This is a genomic window from Rhodococcus sp. PSi06 (genome assembly GCF_054960675.1).
The window spans coordinates 1-19,164 of the sequence record NZ_JBHNYO010000007.1 but is presented as its reverse complement, the minus strand read 5'-3'; the positions used below and the strand labels follow the sequence as shown (position 1 = coordinate 19,164).

The following is a 19,164-nucleotide window of genomic DNA, read 5'->3' as shown; positions in this document are numbered from 1 at the left end:
TCAGCCGCACTCGGACCTATCCACCGAGTACCTCGCCCTCACGGCGCGGGTCGGCACCGCCGATCCAGCCGCCGTCGGTGCGCTGCAACGCGCTCAGCCCGCTGGACTGATCTGCGACCGAGACCTGATGGCCCATCTCTTTCAGCTTCACCACGACGGGATCGCTCTCACCCGTCACGTTCGGGTGCTCGCCGCCGTAATTGGTGGACGGAGTGTTGGCCGCACCGAAGTCGACCATCGACACCGCCTGTTGCGGATCCATCCCCCAATCGAGCAGTCCCACCAGCGTTTTGACGACGAACTGAATGATGACCGATCCGCCGGGTGAACCGGCGACGAGTACGAGATCGCCGCGCGTACCGTCGTCGCCGCGATCGAAGACCAAGGTGGGGGCCATCGAACTGCGCGGACGCTTCCCCGGTTCGACGCGATTGGCCGTCGGAGTTCCGTCCTCGGCCACGGGTGCCGCGGAGAAGTCGGTGAGCTGATTGTTGAGCAAGAAGCCGTCGACCATGTGGAACGAACCGAAGGCCGATTCGACGGTCGTCGTCATCGAGGCTGCGTTGCCTTTGCTGTCGACGATCGAAATATGGCTGGTGCCGTGCTCGGGATCGGTGGACGAGGCGAACTGTACCGGGCCGAAGTCGCCGGGCTGCGCCGTACCCATCGATTTCGCCTCGTCGATCAGTCGTGCTCTCTCGCTCAGGTATTCGGGGTCGAGCAAAGCATCGGGCGAACCGCCGGGCAGTGGAACGAAGTCCGGGTCGGCCACGTACTTGTCGCGATCGGCGTAGGCCAGTCGTTCGGCCTCGGAGATCAGGTGCACACCCTCAGCGGTAGGTGTTCCACCGTTGGCGTCCATTCCTGTCGGGGCGTACTGCGCGAGGTCGAAATTCGAGAGGATCCCCATCGTCGACGCCACCGCGATACCGCCCGACGACGGTCCCGGCATGCCGCAGATGTCGTGGTCGCGGTACTCGGTGCAGACAGCGGTGCGGGTCTTGGGCTCGTATCCGGCGAGGTCGTCGAGGGTGATCTGCCCGGGCGTGCGGCCGGCCGTGGTGTCGGCGGTCGCGTCGACGATGGCCTGCGCGATGTCGCCGGTGTAGAAGGCATCGGCACCGCCGGTTGCGATAGCGGACAGTGTCTTCGACATCGCCGGGTTGTTCAGAACCGTCCCGGCGGGCTTTCCGGTGCCGTCCGGCTGTAGGAAGTACTCCTTGGATGCGGGGTCGAGCGCGAGCTTGGGTGCCGAGTCGGCAATCGACGAGGCCATCCGCGGACTGATCTCGATTCCGTTGTCGGCCATGCCGATAGCGGGCTGGAAGAGATCTCCCCACTGCTTGTTACCGTGATCGTCGTGCGCCTGCTCGAGCATGCGCAGAACGCCCGGTACGCCGATCGATCGGCCGCTGGACCGCGCGTCGGGTTGCGGCACAGTGCGGTTCACGTCGTCGATGTATCGCAGGTAGTCGCCGGTGGCGCTCATCGGGGCGGTCTCACGGCCGTCGTAGCTCTGGACGTCCCCGGTCGCCGCGTCGTAGTACATCAGGAAGGCACCGCCGCCGATACCGGACGACTGCGGTTCGACGAGGCCGAGGACCGTCTGGGCGACGATCAGTGCGTCGGCGGCCGTGCCTCCGTCGCGTAGCACCTCGCAGGCTGCCTCGGTGGAGACCGGATTGGCGGTGGACACCGAATACGACGGCGTCTCCACCGGCGTCATGTCGGAGCGATAGCCGGTCGCCACTTCCGGGTTGGTGGAGATGTCGCCGGAGCCGGCACCCGGAGCCTCGCCTACCGGAGTGCCGCCACTGGCACCGAGGACGCAACTGTTCTCGGCACTCGAGTCGGGCTCGGCACTGTCGCTACTGCTGCACGCAGCAAGTGGCACCAGCAGCAGGGCACAGGCAAGGGCGGTGGAGCGAAGTGGGCGCATTCCGGTTGCAGACACCGCCCGACGCTAACACCGGGATCACCGTCGCTGCGCGGATTCGAGGAGCCAGTGTGCGATGGGTGCGGGCCTGCCGAACAGGAAGCCCTGCGCGAAACGGCATTCGAGCGACTCGATGATCGAGGCCTGCTCCTCGGTCTCGACACCCTCGGCCACCGTGTTCACCGGCAAGGCCGACGCCATGGCGACGATCGCGCGAATCAGCTGGGTATCGGATTCGGAGCGTCCGATTTCGTGCACGAAGGACTTGTCGATCTTGAGCAGCGCGATCGGCATCGCGCGCAATCGGGCCAACGAGGAGTAGCCGATCCCGAAGTCGTCGAGCACGATCAGCACACCCATGGCGGCGATCCGATCGAGCAGACTCTTCGCGGTACCCATGTCGTCGATCAGCACGCTTTCGGTGATCTCGAGCGCCAGATCTGCTCCGCTCAAGTCGTACTCGTCGAGCAGTCTTCCCACGATGGCCGGCAGTGAGTCGTCGCGCAGTTGCATGGGAGAGACGTTGACCGACATCGTCACGTTCTGGCCGTGAGCGCGCAGCGTGACCAGATCCGAGAGCGCCGACCGCAGCACCCATTCCCCGATTTCCTTGATCAGGCCGGTCGATTCGGCGATCGGGATGAACTCGTTGGGAGTGCACACCCTCCCGTCCCGGTTCCAGCGGACGAGGGCCTCGTAGACGACGGTGGCGCGCGTGGCGGTGTCGACGATCGGCTGGTAGTACACCTCGAGCTCGCCGCGTCTGATCGCACCACGCAGCGCGGTCGTGGTCTCCATCGCCGAAGTCGCACGTGCGCGCAAGGATTCGTCGAAGAACGCGTAGCGTGCCGCGCCGAGAGATTTGGCGTGATACATCGCGGTATCGGCCTCGCGGATGGCGTCGTGCAGACGGTCTGCGTCGGCGATACCGACCGATGCAGTGACGTAGGCCGTCGCAGCGCTGAGCGGGAACGGATCGTTCATTCGGTCGATGATGCGGCGGGCCAACGCTTCCGAGCCGAGTCGATCACGCCGGGCCAGGATGACGAATTCGTCGCCCGCGTAGCGAACGACGGAGTCGGCGGCACCGACGGCCGAGCGGATGCGCAGCGCTGCGGCGACGATCAGTTCGTCACCGACGCGGTGGCCGTACGAGTCGTTGACGATCTTGAAATTGTCCAGGTCGACGAACAGGACGCAGGTGCGGCCGGGAGTGTGCGAGCGCTCGTGCCGAGCGAATTCCTCGTCCAACATCGTGCGGTTCGGGAGGCCGGTCAGCAGGTCGTGGGCCGCGAGATACTTGGCGTGTTCCTTGCCGAACTGGACTCGGGTGAGCGCACGTTCGCCGCGCAGGAACGCCCCGACCAGAATCGACGCGAGCAGCAGCGAACGCACCACGAGGTCTCCTGTCGACACCGCCGAGCCCAGCAGCGGCACGGTGGCGCACACGACCAGCAACGTCACCACGAACACGACCCGGCGGTTGCTGTGTGCAGGTGCCGGAGCCTGCCGCTGCGAGACCGTACGCATCGAGGGGTCGAGCGCTGCCATCGCCAGGGAAAGGTATGCGAAGAGGTAGATCCCGTCGAGCAGTCCCGATGTAGGTGTTTCGGCGGTCGTAGCAGCGAATGCGTACGAGACGTCGCCGACGAGCGTCGCGATCAGAGCGGCCAGTGCCCACTGCAGCGCCGCTGTGCGGGGCTTGGATGCGAACAGCAAGTACGTGGTCAGCGTGATCAGCGCCGCGTCGATCGCCGGATACACCCCGTTCACCACCGTCGATGCCGACGAGTGCGAGGACTCGAGGGCCGGCGAGATGAACAGCAACCACGACAGGAACAACGTGCCGAGAAAGATCAGGCCCGCGTCCACCAGCGGTGTGATGTCGTCGATCGACTTTCGATCTCGAATCCACCGCGACAGTGCATAACCGACGAGGGCGTACCCGGTGAGTGTGAACAGATCGGGAAGCAAAGTGAAGGAGTGGGTCAGCGTGCTGGGATCGCTGCGCAGCGAGACGCCGAACATGAACAGCACCGAGGCTCCGAACAGTGCCCACCAGCAACGAGAGTCGTCGGGGCGGTACCGGCGGATGGCGGTGCTGATGGCGAGCACCGAGCCGATGGCGACGGTGGCCAGGAGGCCCGCCCGCACGTCGGCGTCACCGAGCACGAAGACGACGGTCGCTACGAGGACCACTGCGGCCAGGCCTACCGTTCGCTTGGACTGGGCGGCGAAGGGCGCAGCGACCTCCGTATTCATCGAAGGACCCACTTCCTTCTTGCTCGCGGCGTTCGAACCGCGCTTTCTCGACGGCCCCACCGGTGAATATACGTCTTCGGACCCTGAATCCGCGGACAGATCTGTGCTTTGGCGGCAAAGCCGTCCTGTCCCGTTACATGTTGGTGCCGAGTGCATTCTCTCCTGGTTCTACCCCGTGCTCAGTGGGCCGCGGCCTTGGTTCTCGCGACGGCTGTGCGGACCTCCTCCTCGATCAGGTCTGCGTTGATCGCGGCTCCGGTCCGTACACCGGCGGCCGCGGCAGCGACCACCGTGTCCATCGGCGCACAGACGTTGCCGGCCACCCAGAGGCCGGGCATGGACGTGGCTCCGACGGGGTCCGCCTCGATGTAGGTGCCGAGAACGTTGTCGCCCATCACCATCTCGGTGCTGCCGATCCCGAGCGAGGCCAGGACGTCGGCCCGAGTGGTGAAGTTGGGTCCCACGACCAGCGCGTCCAGTCGAACCTGTCGCCCGTCCGTCAGGGTGACGCCCACGATCGCGTCGTCGGCCACGTCCACCCGAGCGATTTCCTCGTCGACGATCTCGATACCGCGGGCGTCGAGCCGCTGCAGCTCCTCGGCGCTCAATTCCGTTGCGGTGTGGGCGAATACGGTGACGAACTCGGAAAGCTGTCGCCACATCTGAGCCTGGTGTCCGGACATGGCGCTGCCGATGATTCCGATTGCCCGACCCCGTACTTCCCAGCCATGACAGTACGGGCAGTGCAGCACGTCGCGGCCCCACCGCTCGGCCAGGCCGGGAATGTCCGGCAGAACGTCGGTGAGTCCGGTGCTGACCAGCAGGCGCCTGCCGTGAACGACGGAACCGTCGGCCAGGGTGACCTCGAAGCCGGATTCGGTGCGGGTCGCAGACTCGGCCAGGCCCTCGACGATGCGCGCTCCGTAGTGGCGTGCCTCGTCTCGGCCCAGCCGAACCAGCTCGAGAGGCGATTCGCCGTCGCGGGTGAGGTAGTTGTGCGAATGTGCGGCCGGCGCGTTGCGAGGGTCCCCCGCGTCCACGATCACGACCGAGCGCTGGGATCGTCCGAGAGCAACGGCTGCGCTGAGACCGGCGACGCCGCCGCCGACGACGATCACGTCGGCCGAAGTGGGATGAACAGTGTCTGATGTCATGGCCACAGTGTGCGACGCAGAGCAAGAAAGTGGCAAGGATATTTGCCGTTACAGCAAGAACTTGAAGCAGAAAATACTACTTGTCGCGGTTCGGAGGGCCGTACGGGGGAATGGACCGGTTGTGGTCACAGTGCCCATCCATCGATCTGTCATTGCTGCCGGTAAGCGCGGATGCACCGCTTGAACAGGTAGTTCGTTCGAGGTGTACTGGTCGGTAAGAATCGAGCCGGGGGAAGCACATGGGGCACTTCGAAATCGGCGAGACCGTGGTGACGGTCCGCAATCTGGGGCACGTGCGGTGGCGCAGCGGGATACCGAAAGGAACCGTCGGGATGGTCGTCGGCGTGGATTGGCTCGGCGACGCCCGAGTGAACTTCACCGTCGACGAATCGATGCGCGCTCGAGGCGAAACCGTAGAGCACATCGTCGCCGACGGTGATGTTCGGACGGTGCGCGCCGCGCCCCGTCGAATGACGGGCTAGTTGCTGTTGGTTCGTTCGTCGTCGGTGGCCGGTCCGGTTTCGACGGCTCCGCCCTCGCTGGACCAGTCGTTGTCCTCGGAGGAAGCGGCCGGGTCGGACTGAACGTCCTCTTCTGCGTCGGGGGCCGAGGTGTTGTTCTTGTTCTCAGAAGTCATGCCCACGGAGTACCCGCACGGCGGCCGAACGAACCGTGCCCGTCGGGCGGGTACTCGGTCGGGCGCTCCTACAGGCCGAAGGGCAGAGTGCCCGGTGCCAGCTCGAAGCCGCTGCTGCCTGCGGAGATGGAGCCGAAGCCGCCGAGAATCGCGTTGATGAAATTGGTGATCATGAAATGTTCCTGCCTTCGTGGAGTCGATTTTTCCTGCGGACAACCCGGTCGAGGGTACCGGCAGCGGTAGCGTCGTAGCTGTGAGAAGCCAGGGAATCGTCGCCGGTCTTGCTGCGGTTGCCTGTGTACTTACGGCGTGCACGTCGGAATCTCCCGCGCCCACGAGCGCTCCGGCCACGCTCGACTACGTCGCCCTCGGAGATTCGGCGGCGTCGGGACCGCGCATTCCCAACCAGGTCGGCGCACCGGGATGCCAGCAGTCCGATTCCAACTATCCACACGTTCTCGCGGCGCAACTCGATGTCGCGTCGTTCGTCGACGTCACGTGCTCCGGCGCAGTCACCGAGAACATCGTGTCCACCCCACAGAGCACGTCCAGCGGCGATGTGCCCGTGCAGCTCGACGCGCTGTCCGGCGACACCGATCTGGTGACGATCACGATCGGGGGAAACGACATCGGACTGGTGTCGACCGCCGTGGGGTGTCTGAGCTTCGCTGCGTCGTCGGCAACCAACGTCTGCAAGGACCGGCTCACCGCGGGCGGCGTCGATACCGTCGCCGCTGCCATCGCGGAGAAAGCCCCGAACTGGGGAGCGATGCTCGACGCGGTGGCCGAACGTGCGCCCGATGCCCGGGTCCTGGTCGTCGGCTACGGAACGTACCTGCCCGACGGCGGGTGCTTCCCTACCCAGCCGATGCTGCCGGCGGACGCCGACTACATCCAGGGCAGCATCACGGCGATGAACGTCGCATTGAAGGCCCAGGCCGACGAGCACGGTGCCGAGTTCGTGGACACCGAGCCGTTGAGCGTCGGTCATGACGTCTGCGTGGCCCCCGATCAGCGTTATTTCGAGGGTGTCTTTCCGCAGAACCCCGCTGCACCTCTGCATCCGACGGCGGCCGGAATGTCTGCGATCGGTGACGAGGTCGCAGCCGTCGTCCGAGCCGAATAAGTATCCATCGGTAGGTAATTGGCTCTGTCCGGGGCGGCTCGTTGTCGGAAGTATCGACTGCATGCTCTCGTGGTCCGCAATATTCGGTGTGTTCGCGCTCGCCCTCGTGTTGGTGCTGACGCCCGGTCCCAACATGATCTACCTTGTCTCGCGCAGCATCTCGCAAGGCAGACGCGCGGGAATGGTGTCGCTCGCCGGTGTAGCGGTCGGCTTCCTCGTCTACCTGGCGGCCACCAATCTCGGCCTGGCGGTAGTGTTCACGGCCGTGCCCGCGTTGTACACAGTGGTCAAGCTCGCCGGAGCCGCCTACCTTGCCTGGTTGGCGGTGCAGGCGCTGAGGGGATCCGTGTCGGCCTTCGAACCGTCCGAGCTGCAACAGGATTCGAATCGGAAGCTGTTCGGCATGGGTCTGATGACCAACCTGCTGAACCCCAAGATCGCGATCATGTATCTCTCGGTGATTCCGCAGTTCGTCGATCCTGGTGCCGGACACGTTCTGCTGCAGGGTTTTGCACTCGGCAGCGTGCAGATCGCGGTGGCGGTGGCGGTCAATCTGGCCATCGTGGTGCTGGCCGGATCGATCGCCCGATTCCTCGCCGTTCGGCCCACCTGGCTGAAGATGCAGCGCTACCTCATGGGAACCGTGCTCGGACTACTGGCCGTCCGCGTCGCCACCGACGGAGGGCGACCGGTTCCCGCGTGAGCGACGCTGGGCACGCAGATCCGGATCCAGCCGCCGCCGAACGGCTTCGGATGCAGCCGGCCCCGGAAGGAACTGCACGCGGCTCTCGCGCAGAGTCCTTCCCGTCTCACGGTCGACGAGCACTGGATCGACAGATCGGCCCTCTCCGTCCACCAATACCACCCGCCGATCCGGTTGCGGCACATGCTTGTTTCCCCATGCGTACAGGGCGACGATGACCGTGCCGAGTTCACGGGCGCGCGGCGTCGGTACGTACTCGTAGCGCGGGGGTCGCTCGCTGTACTGCACCTTGGTCAGCATCCCACCGTCGACGAGGCTTGTAAGCCTGCGCGCCAGCATGTTCGGAGCAATTCCGAGATTGGACTCCAGCTCGTCGAAGCGCGAGAAGCCGTCGAGCACATCCCGCAGGATCAGCAACGTCCACCATTCGCCGACCTGCTCGAGTGCACCGGCGATGGGGCACTCCATGTCCGCGAAACTCCGACGGTGCATTGCTATTTACCCGCGATGACCAGCAGCGAGCTCGTTCCGGTTGCGACGACCCTGCCGGTGTTGTCGACCACCGAACCCTCGGTGAAAATCACCCGCGAGCCGTTCTTGACCACAGTCCCCGTGGCCGTGAGAGGCCCGCTGTGGGAGTGCACCGGACGTTGGTAGCTGACGTTGATGTCGATGGAGGTGTACCCGGTGCCTGCCGGGAGCGTGGTGTGGGCCGCGCATCCGAGCACAGTGTCGAGGAGCGTGCACACCAGCCCGCCGTGCACCATGCCGATCGGGTTGTAGTGCGCCTCGGACGGTTGGCACTCGAATACGACCTTGCCGGTCTCGACCACGACCGGGGAGAACTGCATGAGCGCGGCGATGGGCGGAGGCGGCAACTCGCCGTTCGTCAACGCACGCATGGCGTCCAGGCCGCTCATCGTCGACGTGGTCTTCAGCACCTCGGCGGGGTCGACCCACGAGAAGGTCTGCGATCGTCGATGCTCGTCAGTGATCATGCGTCATGCCCGTCGTCGAGTAACTATCACGATGATAGTCAGCTGCTCATGATGGTAACCCCTGATCGCGATATGCGCGCCAACCGCCGTACTCGGTGATGTCGGTGCCCTTCTCGACGGCGTCGTGAGCACAGCAGAATCCGGTGACCCAGCGCCCGTCCGACAGTTCGACCGGACCGAGCCCCATCGGTGACGGCAAACCGGCGAGGAAAGTGCCCAGGGCAGCAGCGGACATTAGGTACAGCTCTGCCGCAATGGGTGCGCCGTCGCCTTCCTTGCGCACCAGACCGGGCTTCGGCGGTGTGGTGTGCAGGTCCACCAACCTGTAGTCCGCGGACGTCGTCACCTCGCCGCAGAACCGCGCGCCTCGGTCGGTCAGTTGACTGTGTACGGGAAATCCGCGCAGATGCGCTCCCACCACCAATACCTCGATGCCGTCGTCGATCAGCGAGGGCGACGACGTGTCGCTGAGCCGAGCAGCCAGATCGATCGCGACCTGATCCTCGAATGCGGGGACGACGAACATGACGCCGAACGGAGTGCCGTCCGGCGTCGGAGCGCCGGGAACGGCAACCGCAGCCATGTCGAGCAGGTTGCAGAAGTTGGTGAACGTGCCGAGGCGGCGATTGATGCTCATCGGATCTGCCTGCACTGCAGCGATACTCGGATGCTCGGTGGTGGTGGGCAGTAGTAGGCCGTCGACGCCCTGCAGCAATTCGCGGGCCTCGGCCTTCGCGGCGGCCAGGGTGCCGAGATCGTCTACGTACCGATGCGCCGACGGCTCTGCCGCGGCACCGACGATCGCCGCGACCGTGGGATCGGCCCCGGCCGGTGCGGTGTCCAGGAATGCGCCGACCGCCGAATAGCGTTGCGCGACTATCGCTCCGTCGTACAACAGCGTCGCCGCATCGAGCAGCACCGAGATGTCGACCTCGACGTAACCGAGGCCCTTGGCGCTCAGGCCTGCGACCGTCTCCTCGAATGCCCGACGGTACGGCGGGCTCAGCGACACCAGATCTGCCGCTCGCGGAACGGCGACCCGGGGTTCCGGCGATGCGGCAAGCCGTACGTCTGCCGGCCACGGGCGACTGCGCGGGTCGGTGGACGTCGGACCGGCCATGACGTTCATTGCTGCGGTAGCGGTATCGAGGTCACGTGCGAGGACGGTGACGCAGTCGTAGTCGGCACAGGCGGGCACGACGCCGGTGTTCGGGACTATTCCCAATGACGCCTTGATCCCGACCAGGTTGTGAAACGCAGCCGGAACTCGGCCCGATCCGGCTGTGTCGGTGCCGATTCCGATGTCTGCGATTCCCAAAGCCACTGCGACCGCGGAGCCGGAACTGGATCCGCCCGAGACGAGCGTCGGGTCCCAGGCGCAGCGCACCGCGCCGTACGGGCTTCGGGTGCCGACGAGACCGGTGGCGAATTGATCCAGGTTGGTCTTACCGAGGATCAGCGCGCCCTGGCTCGTCAGCCGCTCGACTGCGACAGCGGATACTGCTGGTGTGTAGGCGAAGTCGGGGCACGCCGCGGTGGTAGGAAGCCCCGCCACGTCGATGTTGTCCTTGACGGCGATGAGCATGCCGGCCAGGGGCAGTTCCGCGCCCGACTCGAGCGCGTGTTCGAGCACCGCCGCCTCGGCCAGCACGTCGTCCTCGCTGCGCAGAGTGATCCACACCTCGGGACGGTCGACTTCCGCGATCCTTTTGTAGGCCTGCAGAACTCGTTCTCGGATGTCAGGCAGCATCGATCTTGTCTCTCTTGTCGAATTCTCCGGCTGCCGACCACGCGTCCCGCTCGGCCCCGAAGGCGACGGCCTGCGTCGCACGGAACTCGGCGATGGAGTCGGCATTGGTTTCGAGGAAGCTCTGGTGCTCGGCGAGTGAGAACTCACCGTCGGTGATCTGGACTCCTCCGCCGCGGCCTGCGGCCAGATCGGCGCGCAGATCCATCAGTTCCTCGGGTTCCACCGGGTACCAGGAGATGCGGTCGAAGAAGCGAAGCAGCCACGGGGTGCCTTCCTCGAACGGACCTCCGGCGTACGCGGCACTGTGGTTCCACACCTGCGTGGTTCGGCCGACGAACTGGTACCCGCCGGGACCTTCCATGCCGTAGATGCACAGGTACGCGCCGCCGATGCCGACGGCGTTCTCCGGCGTCCACGTCCGTGCCGGGTTGTACTTCGTCGTCACCAAGCGGTGTCGCGGGTCCAACGGCGTTGCCACCGGAGCACCCAGATAGACGTCACCGAGCCCGAGAACCATGTAGTCCGCCGCGAAGACGGTATCGAAAACGTCTGCGACGGTGTCGAGTCCGTTCATGCGCCGGATGAACTCGATGTTCCAGGGGCACCACGGAGCGTCGGCTCGCACACCGTGCATGTAGCGCTGGATCGCTTCCCTCGTCGACGGGTCGTCCCACGAGAGCGGCAGCCGGACCTGACGGCTGGGTACCACGAGCTCCGAGGCTGCGGGCAGATCGTCCTCGACCTCGGCCAGCAGACCCATCAACGAATCGATCGACAGCACATCGGGATTCACCTTGACCTGCAGCGAGCGGATACCGGGGGTCAGATCCAGCAGGCCGCGGGGCGCTATGGCCTCTACCCGCTGATGCAGCGCGTGCACCCGTGCCCGCAGGGTGAGGTCGAGCTTCATGTCCCCGTACTCGACGAGCACGTTGTCGTCACCCGACCGCCGGTACGTGACGCACGTATCGGCGTCGCGCCGAGCGATGACCCCGTCGTCACCGTCGCCGCCGGCGGAGAACACTGCGGGCAGAGACGCGCGGCGAGCGAGACCGAGCGATCCCAGCGGTGCGGTGGACGCGGCCTTCACCGGAACGAAGCGGATGGTGTTTCCGGGCCGCAGCTGGCCCAGCTTCCAGCGTTCGGCAGCGACAACGGTGACGGGACAGACGAATCCGCCGAGACTCGGGCCGTCGGGCCCCAGGAGGATCGGGGTGTCACCGGTGAAGTCCAACGCGCCGACGCTGTAGGCGTTGTCGTGGATGTTGGAGGGATGTAGGCCGGCTTCCCCGCCGTCGGTCCGAGCCCACTGCGGCTTGGGCCCGATCAGCCGAACTCCGGTGCGATCGGAATTGAAGTGCACCTCGTAGCGGGTGGCGTAGAGGGTGTCGATGTCCTCGCGGGTGAAGAACTCGGGCGCGCCGTGGGGTCCCTCGGTGACGGCGATGTCCCAGACGGACGTCAGCACCGGCAGGCTTTCCATCGGAATCGGCCCGAGGGGGGCGGAGTTGTCCGATCGACCGGCCAACCCGATGACGTCGCCCTCGCCCAGGATGCCGCCGCGATGCCCGCCGAACTTGCCGAGCGTGAATGTTGCTGCGCTGCCCAGGTAGTCGTCGACGTCGAGGCCGCTCTGGATCAGGACGTACACCCGAAGGCCGTGGCCGGTGGTGGTGCCCACGTCCAGTGCTGCTCCGGCCGGCACCAATACCGGTCGCCACTGCGGTACCGCCCGACCGTCGATGCGTACCGGCACCGCAGCTCCGGTGACGCAGACGTAGGTATCGGAGTCGAACGTCAAGGCCGGACCGGCCATGGTGGATTCGAGACCCGGTGCACCCTCGGGGTTGCCGAGCGCGGTGTTGCCGAGTCGGAAAGAGAGGTCGTCCATCGGCCCCGACGGCGGCACGCCCACCTTCCAGTAGCCGACGCGTCCCGGCCAGTCCTGCACCGTGGTGAGCATCCCGGGTCGCTGCACGGTCATCTTGGTCGCGGTCATGATCGCGTCACGATCATGCGGACTGCAGTGGGGTCGAATCCGTTGCAGGGGTTGTTGATCTGCGGACAGTTCGAGACCAACACGAGCGTGTCGATCTCGGCACGCAGCGACAGCGACTTGCCGGGGGCCGACAAACCGTCGACGATCCCGAGGGTGCCGTCGGCGTCGACGGGGACGTTCATGAAGAAGTTGATGTTGGGGGCCAGGTCTCGCTTGCCGAGACCCCACTTGGAACCTTCGATGAGAAAGTTCTCGACGCACGCGTGCTGATGCGCGGTGTGGTGACCGTAGCGCAGCGTGTTCGACTCCTTCGAGCACGCACCGCCGACGGTGTCGTGGTTGCCGACCTCGTCCTCGATGATCGTCATCAGGGCCGTCGAATCATCGCTGCGTAGCACGGTTCCGGTGGTGAGGAACAGGTTCTGTTGCGCGGTGACGGTGGCGGCGGCGGAGTATCGAAGCGAGTGATCGCGCGCGCCGTAGAGCAGGGTGTCGACGGCTTGATTGCCGTAGAGGTCGACGATCGTCAGGATGTGGCCGGCCTCGACGATTGCGGACCAGGGCCCGAACGCGGGGGCGATCTCGTCCCGCACGATCGTGGTCTCGAGGGTGCTGGTAGTCACTGCGCTGCCTTCCATGCGGTCTCGGTGTTCATCACTGCGCGTTGATATTCCGGCTCGGTGTTGTCGAGCGTGAGCAGTTCTCCCGGCGCGCGCCAGGCCAATACGTCGAGGGTCGTCGTGGGGTACTCGGGACTGGGGTCGAGGGGATGCGCGGTGTTGGCCAGCAACACGATCACCGGCAGATGAATGAGTAGATCCACCGACCGGCCCGATCCCGCGGAGCCGGTGCTCACCAGGCTCCCGTCAGCGGCGACGGTGATGCCGTGGAAGAACGACAGCGACGGTGCGACGTCGCGCGGCTCGAGTCCGTGCTTGGCTGCGGCGAGGGTGAACAACTCCCGGCCTGCCGGTGCAGGCGAATGCGGCCCGCTCACTCCGTATTTGGCGACGTTGGTCGCCGTGGACGTGGTGCCGCACAGCGCGTCGTGGTGACCGGAGGTGTCGGCGACGATGGTTGCCAGCACGCGGCCCTGGTCCGAGAGCAGGGGGTGTCCTGCGCTCAGGTACGCCTGCCACGGAACCTTGACGGTGTCGGCGGTGTTGAGTCGTTCCCACGGTGCGTCGACGCGGTAGAGCAGCAGATTGGCGCAGGCGGCACCGTCCACATCCATCAGCCGCAGACGGGTTCCGCGGGCGAGGACCTTGGTGGTGTAGCTGCCGCCCGGTACCGATTCTGCCCACGTGAGCTCCGAAACCCCCTCCGGTGCAGTGGGGGCCGGTGCGACTGTCGCCTGGGACCGTGCGTGTTCCTTGGCCGAATGGGTGGTTGCTGTGCTCATGAGAAATCAGGCTCCGATCGTGACGGGCTTGGGGTGGGTCTTGCCGCGGGGAAGGCAGGCGACTCCTACGACGATCACGGCGAGGACGGTCAGCGGTGCGGCCCAGCGCAGTAGTGGGTATTCGCCGGTGGGGTCGAAGATTTCGGCGCGCGGCCACGACAGGTTGATCACCATCAGCCCGCCGTAGAGAACTGCGGCGATGTTGACCGGCAGGCCGAGACGGCCGAGGGTGAAGAGCTTCTGGCCGTCGCTGTCCAGCATGATGCCGCCATGCGGCCAGCCTTTGAGTCGCTGGATCAGCAGTGGGACGGTCACCATCATGTAGGCGAGGTAGATGAGCACGATGCATACGCTCGACAGCGTCGTGAAGATCGCGGAGTTCCCGACGTTGACGGCCAGGATTGCCACGCACGCCAGGCCGATGAGCACGGAGGGTGCGATCGGAGTTCCCGTGCGCGAGTTTACTTTCGCCAGTGCAGCCGAGGCGGGGAGTCGTCCGTCGCGAGCCATGGAGAACATCAAGCGCGACGCCGCGGTCTGGATGGCGAGGGTGCAGATGAACACGGCGATGGCGACGTCGACCAGGAGCACCTTGCCCCACGGGGAGGTGAGGATCGAGTCGATGACGTACGGAAGTCCCTGCGTTGCCAGCTGACCGTCGGTGAGGCTCGGTGCGGCCATCAGGGCTCCGACGATCATCAGTCCGCCGCCGAGTGCCGATGCCGAGAGAGCGAGGCGGATGGTGCGCGGTGCGACGCGTCGGGGATTGCGGGTTTCCTCGGCCAGCTCGCCCGCCGAACCGAAGCCGACCATGACGTAGGCGGCCATCAGGCCGGAGACGATCCAGGCACCGATGTATCCGGGATCTGCTCCGGCACTTCCGGTATCGAAGACCACCGCAGGTCCGCGCTCGGCGTGGGTGAAGAACACGAGCACGAGCGCGATGACGCCGACGATCTCGCAGGTGACGCCGATCGTGTTGATGCGCGCCATCCAGTTCACGCCGATGCAGTTGATCGTGGTGGTCAGAACCAACAGAATCGAGCCCAGTACAACGGCATTGGCGGCTCCGCTCGGGGAGGTCAGCGCGGTCTCCTCGCCGATGAGCTGGAAGCCGCCCCAGACACTGGGAAGTACCACCTGCAATGCGATCGCCGCGGCGGAGGCGGTGACGATCTGCGCGATGATCATGAACCATCCGGCGAACCACCCGACCAGTTCGCCGCCCATGCGCCGCGACCAGTGATAGATCGCGCCCGAGATGGGATAGCGGGCAGCGAGTTCGGCGAAATTGAGAGCCACCATGAACTGGCCGAGGAACACCAGGGGCCAGGTGAGGAAGAAGGCCGGTCCGCCGAAGCTGAAGCCGAGCCCGAAGAGTTGGAAGATGGTGGTCAGGATCGACACGAACGAGAAGCCGGCGGCGAACGAGGCGTACTTACCGAGGCTGCGGTGCAGTTGCTGGTCGTACCCGAGGGCAGCAAGATCCGAATGATCCGTCGTACGAGCCGGTTCGGAACCTGCGCCGGGGGCCGGCAGTGTTGTCGAGCTCATGGTCTCTCCTACAGGCGAGGTGGGTGGTGAGTGACCGCCCGCTGCATCGCCGAGGCGGGTTTCTGTCAGTTGATAGTTTTCGGCACCGCCGTTCCCTGGCGGTGACCGTCGTGCAACAAGCTCGTTTCGTCTATTTCGATCAGATGACAGAAATCTCACCGTCATCTCGGGCTGACAAGATGACGACATGACCGGCGCAGGCAGACCCAGGCTGAGCACGAAGAAGCGGGCAGGAGACACCGCTCGTGAGGAAATACTCGACGCCGCGGCCGAGCTGTTCACCACTCGCGGCTTCACCAATACCTCGACACGGGCCATCGCCGACGCCGTCGGGCTGCGGCAGGCATCGCTGTATCACCACTTCGCCACCAAAGACGACATCCTCGACGCGCTGCTCAGCGGAACCGTCGACGCGCCGCTGGCCGTCGCGCAACGCATCCGTGACTCGGGTGCCGAGGCCACGACGCAGATGTACGCGCTCGCCTACTTCGACGCCGGCCAGCTCGCGGCGTCCACCTGGAATCTGGGCGGGCTCTACTTACTGCCCGAACTCCGCAGCGAGCGCTTCGAGGCCTTCCGCGACCATCGGTACACGCTGATGAACCTGTATGCGGCCATCGCGTCGGACACCCTGGCGCACCTGGGGTTAGAGCGTCGGCAGGGCACGGAGGATCTGCCGTTCCGCCTGGTGGAGACCGTCGTCAACGCACGAGCCGATCGTGAGAACGGGCGCCGCGACCCCACCGTGGATGCGGCCGGTATCGCCACGGCTGCACTGCGGGTGCTCGGCTGGACCGGGGACGTTGCGTCCATGCACCGCGATGCCGAGACCCTGCTCGAGGCGATCGTCGGAATAGTCGAGCATCCTCGGTCCTTGCATTCGACATGACGTCCATAGCAATAGTCGGAGCAGGTGCAGGTCTCGGAGCAGCAGTGGCGCGCAAGTTCGGCGCGCAGGGTTTCTCCGTCGGCCTCATCTCCCGCAACCAGGCCCGTGTCGATGCCCTTGCCGATCGACTGGCCGCCGACGGTATCTCTGCCAAGGGCTTCGTCGCCGACGTGCGTGATCCGGCCTCGATCGCCGCGGCCTTGGAGCAGGTCACCGAAACGCTCGGACCCATCGAGGTGCTGCAGTACAGCCCGCTTCCGCAGAAGGACTTCATGCGGCCCGTCCTCGAGACCACTCCGGCCGATATGGTCGGCCCGGTCGAATTCTCCATCTACGGATCGATTGCTGCAGTCCATCAGGTGTTGCCGGGCATGCGATTCCTCGGCGAGAACAAGGGCACGATCCTGTTCGTCAACGGCGGCTCTGCGGTCAAGCCCGGTCGTAAAGTCACCGGCACATCCATCGCGTTCGCAGGCCAAGCCGCCTATGCGCAGCTGCTCAACGAGGAATTGGCCGACGAGGGAATTCAGGTGTCTCAGTTGATCATCGGCGGTGCCATCGACGGCGAGGATCCGCGCAAGAGCCCCGAGGCTCTCGCCGAGCAGCTGTGGAGCCTGCACACCGGACGGGACCGCTTCCGGGTTCAGGTCGCCACGGACTGACTAGAGTCGTCGGCATGACATCGTTGCCCGACTGGGCTCAGAGCCTGGACCTCGCACCCCACCCCGAGGGTGGTTGGTTTCGGGAGACCTGGCGTAGCGAGGTCACGATCCCGCAGGCATCTCTGCCCGACGGTTATCCGGGGCCGCGCGCGGCTGGGACGGCAATTCTGTTCCTGCTCATGCCCGGTCAGCAGTCCGCGTGGCACACCGTGCGCGGCACCGAGATGTGGCTGTACCACCGGGGCAGTCCGGTGCAGCTGGACCTCGGCGGCGCAGGAGACGTGCCGGGTGAGGTGACGTCGCTGTTGGTAGGGCCCGAATCTCCGCAGCAGATCGTCCCACCGTCGGTGTGGCAGCGCGCTCGGCCGGTGGGCGACGAATCGAGTCTGGTCAGCTGCACCGTCACGCCCGGGTTCGATTTCGAGGACTTTCGGCTCGAAGGGCCTGGGCATGGGTAGGAAGCGGGCCACGGCGTCGGCCGGTTCGTTGGAGCCCGGAGTGTTCGAGATCGACTCGGGCACCTGTGAATTGGTACGCGACACCTTCTCCGACGACGGGTGGGTCGTCAACGTCAACGACGTTCCGAGTTCGCACATCGACATGAACGACCCCACTGTGCTCGAGTTCGAGTACATGCGGTGGATCTCGGGACTGGTTCGAGCGCAATGGGACTCGACGTTCGCTTTGCGCGCACTCCATCTCGGAGGTGGGGCGTGCACGCTGGCGCGCTCGTTCACCGCCGAATTTCCCGGTGCCCGTCAGGTGGTCGTGGAGCTCGACGGGAAGCTCTCGGAGCTGGTGCGAGAATGGTTCGATCTTCCGCGGGCCCCGCTGCTGCGCATCCGCGTCGGTGAAGCGCGGGCCGTCACCGAGACGCTGAGCGAGAACAGTCGGGACCTGATCGTGCGAGACGTGTTCGCCGGAGCCACAACTCCGGCCCCGTTGCTCACCGTCGAGTTCACCGAGCATGTTCGACGCGTCCTCTCGCCCGGCGGCATGTACGTCGTCAACTGCGGTGACCGCCGAGATCTCTCGCTCGCGAAGCAGGAAGCGTCGACCATCGGAAGCGTGTTCGAGCACACCGCGATCGTCGCCGATCCGGCAATGCTCAAGGGTAGGCGCTACGGCAACATCATCATCGCCGGCAGTGACGTCCCGATCGGGGACTCGCCGGCCCTGGCACGCGAACTTCTCGGCGGGGCAGTTCCGGCGCACGTGTGGCTGACCGAGCAGGTGCAGTCCTTCGCCCGCGACGCAAAAATCTCGAGAGATTAAGGCGCTGGAATGTTGCTCGCAAGATCCTTCGCCAAGCGCTCCGCGGCCGAGACGAGCAGTGGTACGAACTGTTCTGCCGATTCGAGAGTGACGCGAGCGGTGGGGCCGGCGATGGACATCGCGGTGAGGGTCGGGGCTCCGATCACCGGAACGGCGAAGCAGCGCACACCCACTTCTTGTTCGCCGTCGTCCACGGCGTAACCGCGTTCGCGGATGAGCGCGAGATCGGCGAGCAACGCGTCCAGCGTGGTGATCGTGTTGACGGTCCTGGGGGCCATGCCGAGGCGGCCGACGATGGCGCGGACGGCGTCGACCCCCGAGCATTTCGACCCGACGATCAGGTGGGTCGTTACCACCGACATGCTCGATCCGAGTCGGTACCTCAGCGGCGGCGAACTGGTGTTGACCGGTTTGATGTGGCGGTCCGGCCCGGAGGATTCGCGAACCTTCGTCCGGGCGGTGTCGAAAGCCGGAATCGCGGCACTGGCGGCCTCCGACGGCGGCGTCGTGCCGGACGACCTGGTGGACGCCTGCCGCGAACACGGTCTGCCGCTGTTCAGGGTGCCGGCCGACATCGCCTTCGCGACGGTCACCGAGAGCGTAGTTAGACAGCTCTCGACGGCACGGGCGTCGGATCTGAGCCTGGTACTCGATCGGCATCGGCGCCTCGTGGCGAGCACTGGACCCGGCGGCGGTCTGGGTCCGCTACTCGAGATGGTGGGTTCGGACCTGGGCATGAAGTGCTGGGTCGTCACCTCGTCGGGGGGGGGGGGGGGGGGGGGGGGGGGGCCCCCCCCCCCCCCCCCCCCCGCCCCCG

Annotated in this window: 20 protein-coding genes; 8 read left to right on the top strand and 12 right to left on the bottom strand. The window is 65.8% G+C overall.

Annotated elements, in window-relative coordinates; all coding sequences use genetic code 11:
- Nucleotides 1-16: 16 nt before the first annotated feature.
- The 3 genes from ggt to ACFI9K_RS10720 all read right to left on the bottom strand — a co-directional run bounded on the left by ggt (nt 17) and on the right by ACFI9K_RS10720 (nt 5,352).
- Entirely contained in the window at nt 17-1,939 is a 1,923-nt protein-coding gene (ggt, locus tag ACFI9K_RS10730) for a gamma-glutamyltransferase (RefSeq protein ID WP_462663661.1), read from the bottom strand.
- A gap of 36 nt (nt 1,940-1,975) precedes the next feature.
- Nucleotides 1,976-4,198 (bottom strand): putative bifunctional diguanylate cyclase/phosphodiesterase, encoded by a 2,223-nt coding sequence (locus ACFI9K_RS10725; RefSeq protein ID WP_462663480.1) that lies wholly within the window; start codon nt 4,196-4,198, stop codon nt 1,976-1,978.
- Nucleotides 4,199-4,377: 179 nt separating this feature from the next.
- Entirely contained in the window at nt 4,378-5,352 is a 975-nt protein-coding gene (locus ACFI9K_RS10720) for an NAD(P)/FAD-dependent oxidoreductase (protein ID WP_462663479.1), read from the bottom strand.
- 239 nt (nt 5,353-5,591) lie between these two features.
- Between ACFI9K_RS10720 and ACFI9K_RS10715 the strand changes: the two genes are divergently transcribed.
- Complete coding sequence (locus tag ACFI9K_RS10715; RefSeq protein WP_462663478.1) at nt 5,592-5,834, top strand: hypothetical protein; 243 nt, start codon at nt 5,592-5,594, stop codon at nt 5,832-5,834.
- Here the strand turns inward: ACFI9K_RS10715 and ACFI9K_RS10710 are convergent.
- The gene (locus ACFI9K_RS10710) at nt 5,831-5,989 is read right to left on the bottom strand and encodes a hypothetical protein (RefSeq protein ID WP_462663477.1); all 159 of its coding nucleotides are present in this window, start codon (nt 5,987-5,989) and stop codon (nt 5,831-5,833) included. The genes ACFI9K_RS10715 and ACFI9K_RS10710 overlap by 4 nt on opposite strands.
- Before the next feature lie 253 nt (nt 5,990-6,242).
- Between ACFI9K_RS10710 and ACFI9K_RS10705 the strand changes: the two genes are divergently transcribed.
- Both ACFI9K_RS10705 and ACFI9K_RS10700 read left to right on the top strand, forming a co-directional pair.
- Nucleotides 6,243-7,115, top strand: a complete 873-nt coding sequence (locus ACFI9K_RS10705) for an SGNH/GDSL hydrolase family protein (protein ID WP_462663476.1) — start codon at nt 6,243-6,245, stop codon at nt 7,113-7,115.
- Between the two features lie 61 nt (nt 7,116-7,176).
- Nucleotides 7,177-7,818: a LysE family translocator gene (locus ACFI9K_RS10700; protein ID WP_462663475.1), complete on the top strand. Its 642-nt coding sequence runs from the start codon at nt 7,177-7,179 to the stop codon at nt 7,816-7,818.
- Here ACFI9K_RS10700 and ACFI9K_RS10695 read toward each other — a convergent pair.
- From ACFI9K_RS10695 to ACFI9K_RS10665, 7 genes are read right to left on the bottom strand one after another with little or no spacing between them, the layout of a single operon-like run.
- A complete protein-coding gene (locus tag ACFI9K_RS10695; protein WP_462663474.1) occupies nt 7,768-8,310 on the bottom strand; it encodes a winged helix-turn-helix transcriptional regulator in 543 nt (180 codons plus the stop codon). The two genes, ACFI9K_RS10700 and ACFI9K_RS10695, sit on opposite strands and share 51 nt — an antisense overlap.
- A 2-nt stretch (nt 8,311-8,312) precedes the next feature.
- The gene (locus tag ACFI9K_RS10690) at nt 8,313-8,816 is read right to left on the bottom strand and encodes a PaaI family thioesterase (protein WP_462663473.1); all 504 of its coding nucleotides are present in this window, start codon (nt 8,814-8,816) and stop codon (nt 8,313-8,315) included.
- A 46-nt stretch (nt 8,817-8,862) separates the two neighbouring features.
- Nucleotides 8,863-10,566: an allophanate hydrolase gene (atzF, locus tag ACFI9K_RS10685; RefSeq protein ID WP_462663472.1), complete on the bottom strand. Its 1,704-nt coding sequence runs from the start codon at nt 10,564-10,566 to the stop codon at nt 8,863-8,865.
- Nucleotides 10,556-12,565: a 5-oxoprolinase/urea amidolyase family protein gene (locus ACFI9K_RS10680; protein ID WP_462663471.1), complete on the bottom strand. Its 2,010-nt coding sequence runs from the start codon at nt 12,563-12,565 to the stop codon at nt 10,556-10,558. The genes atzF and ACFI9K_RS10680 overlap by 11 nt, the downstream gene beginning before the upstream one ends.
- Nucleotides 12,562-13,203: an urea amidolyase associated protein UAAP2 gene (locus tag ACFI9K_RS10675; RefSeq protein WP_462663470.1), complete on the bottom strand. Its 642-nt coding sequence runs from the start codon at nt 13,201-13,203 to the stop codon at nt 12,562-12,564. The genes ACFI9K_RS10680 and ACFI9K_RS10675 overlap by 4 nt, the downstream gene beginning before the upstream one ends.
- Entirely contained in the window at nt 13,185-13,967 is a 783-nt protein-coding gene (locus tag ACFI9K_RS10670; RefSeq protein ID WP_462663469.1) for an urea amidolyase associated protein UAAP1, read from the bottom strand. The genes ACFI9K_RS10675 and ACFI9K_RS10670 overlap by 19 nt, the downstream gene beginning before the upstream one ends.
- A 6-nt stretch (nt 13,968-13,973) precedes the next feature.
- The gene (locus tag ACFI9K_RS10665) at nt 13,974-15,521 is read right to left on the bottom strand and encodes an amino acid permease (RefSeq protein WP_462663468.1); all 1,548 of its coding nucleotides are present in this window, start codon (nt 15,519-15,521) and stop codon (nt 13,974-13,976) included.
- A gap of 187 nt (nt 15,522-15,708) precedes the next feature.
- Between ACFI9K_RS10665 and ACFI9K_RS10660 the strand changes: the two genes are divergently transcribed.
- The 4 genes from ACFI9K_RS10660 to ACFI9K_RS10645 are packed head-to-tail and all read left to right on the top strand — an operon-like array spanning nt 15,709 to nt 18,347.
- Complete coding sequence (locus ACFI9K_RS10660; RefSeq protein ID WP_462663467.1) at nt 15,709-16,410, top strand: TetR/AcrR family transcriptional regulator; 702 nt, start codon at nt 15,709-15,711, stop codon at nt 16,408-16,410.
- Entirely contained in the window at nt 16,407-17,072 is a 666-nt protein-coding gene (locus tag ACFI9K_RS10655; RefSeq protein ID WP_462663466.1) for an SDR family NAD(P)-dependent oxidoreductase, read from the top strand. Before ACFI9K_RS10660 ends, ACFI9K_RS10655 begins: the two co-directional genes overlap by 4 nt.
- A gap of 14 nt (nt 17,073-17,086) precedes the next feature.
- Nucleotides 17,087-17,530, top strand: a complete 444-nt coding sequence (locus ACFI9K_RS10650) for a cupin domain-containing protein (protein ID WP_462663465.1) — start codon at nt 17,087-17,089, stop codon at nt 17,528-17,530.
- A complete protein-coding gene (locus ACFI9K_RS10645) occupies nt 17,523-18,347 on the top strand; it encodes a spermidine synthase (protein WP_462663464.1) in 825 nt (274 codons plus the stop codon). Before ACFI9K_RS10650 ends, ACFI9K_RS10645 begins: the two co-directional genes overlap by 8 nt.
- On the opposite strand, the gene ACFI9K_RS10640 is transcribed toward ACFI9K_RS10645, so the two are convergent.
- Nucleotides 18,344-18,709, bottom strand: a complete 366-nt coding sequence (locus tag ACFI9K_RS10640) for an IclR family transcriptional regulator domain-containing protein (RefSeq protein WP_462663463.1) — start codon at nt 18,707-18,709, stop codon at nt 18,344-18,346. The two genes, ACFI9K_RS10645 and ACFI9K_RS10640, sit on opposite strands and share 4 nt — an antisense overlap.
- Here ACFI9K_RS10640 and ACFI9K_RS10635 point away from each other — a divergent pair.
- Nucleotides 18,624-19,164, top strand: a 541-nt coding sequence (locus tag ACFI9K_RS10635) for a PucR family transcriptional regulator ligand-binding domain-containing protein (RefSeq protein ID WP_462663462.1), incomplete at its 3' end; no start/stop codon positions are given. The genes ACFI9K_RS10640 and ACFI9K_RS10635 overlap by 86 nt on opposite strands.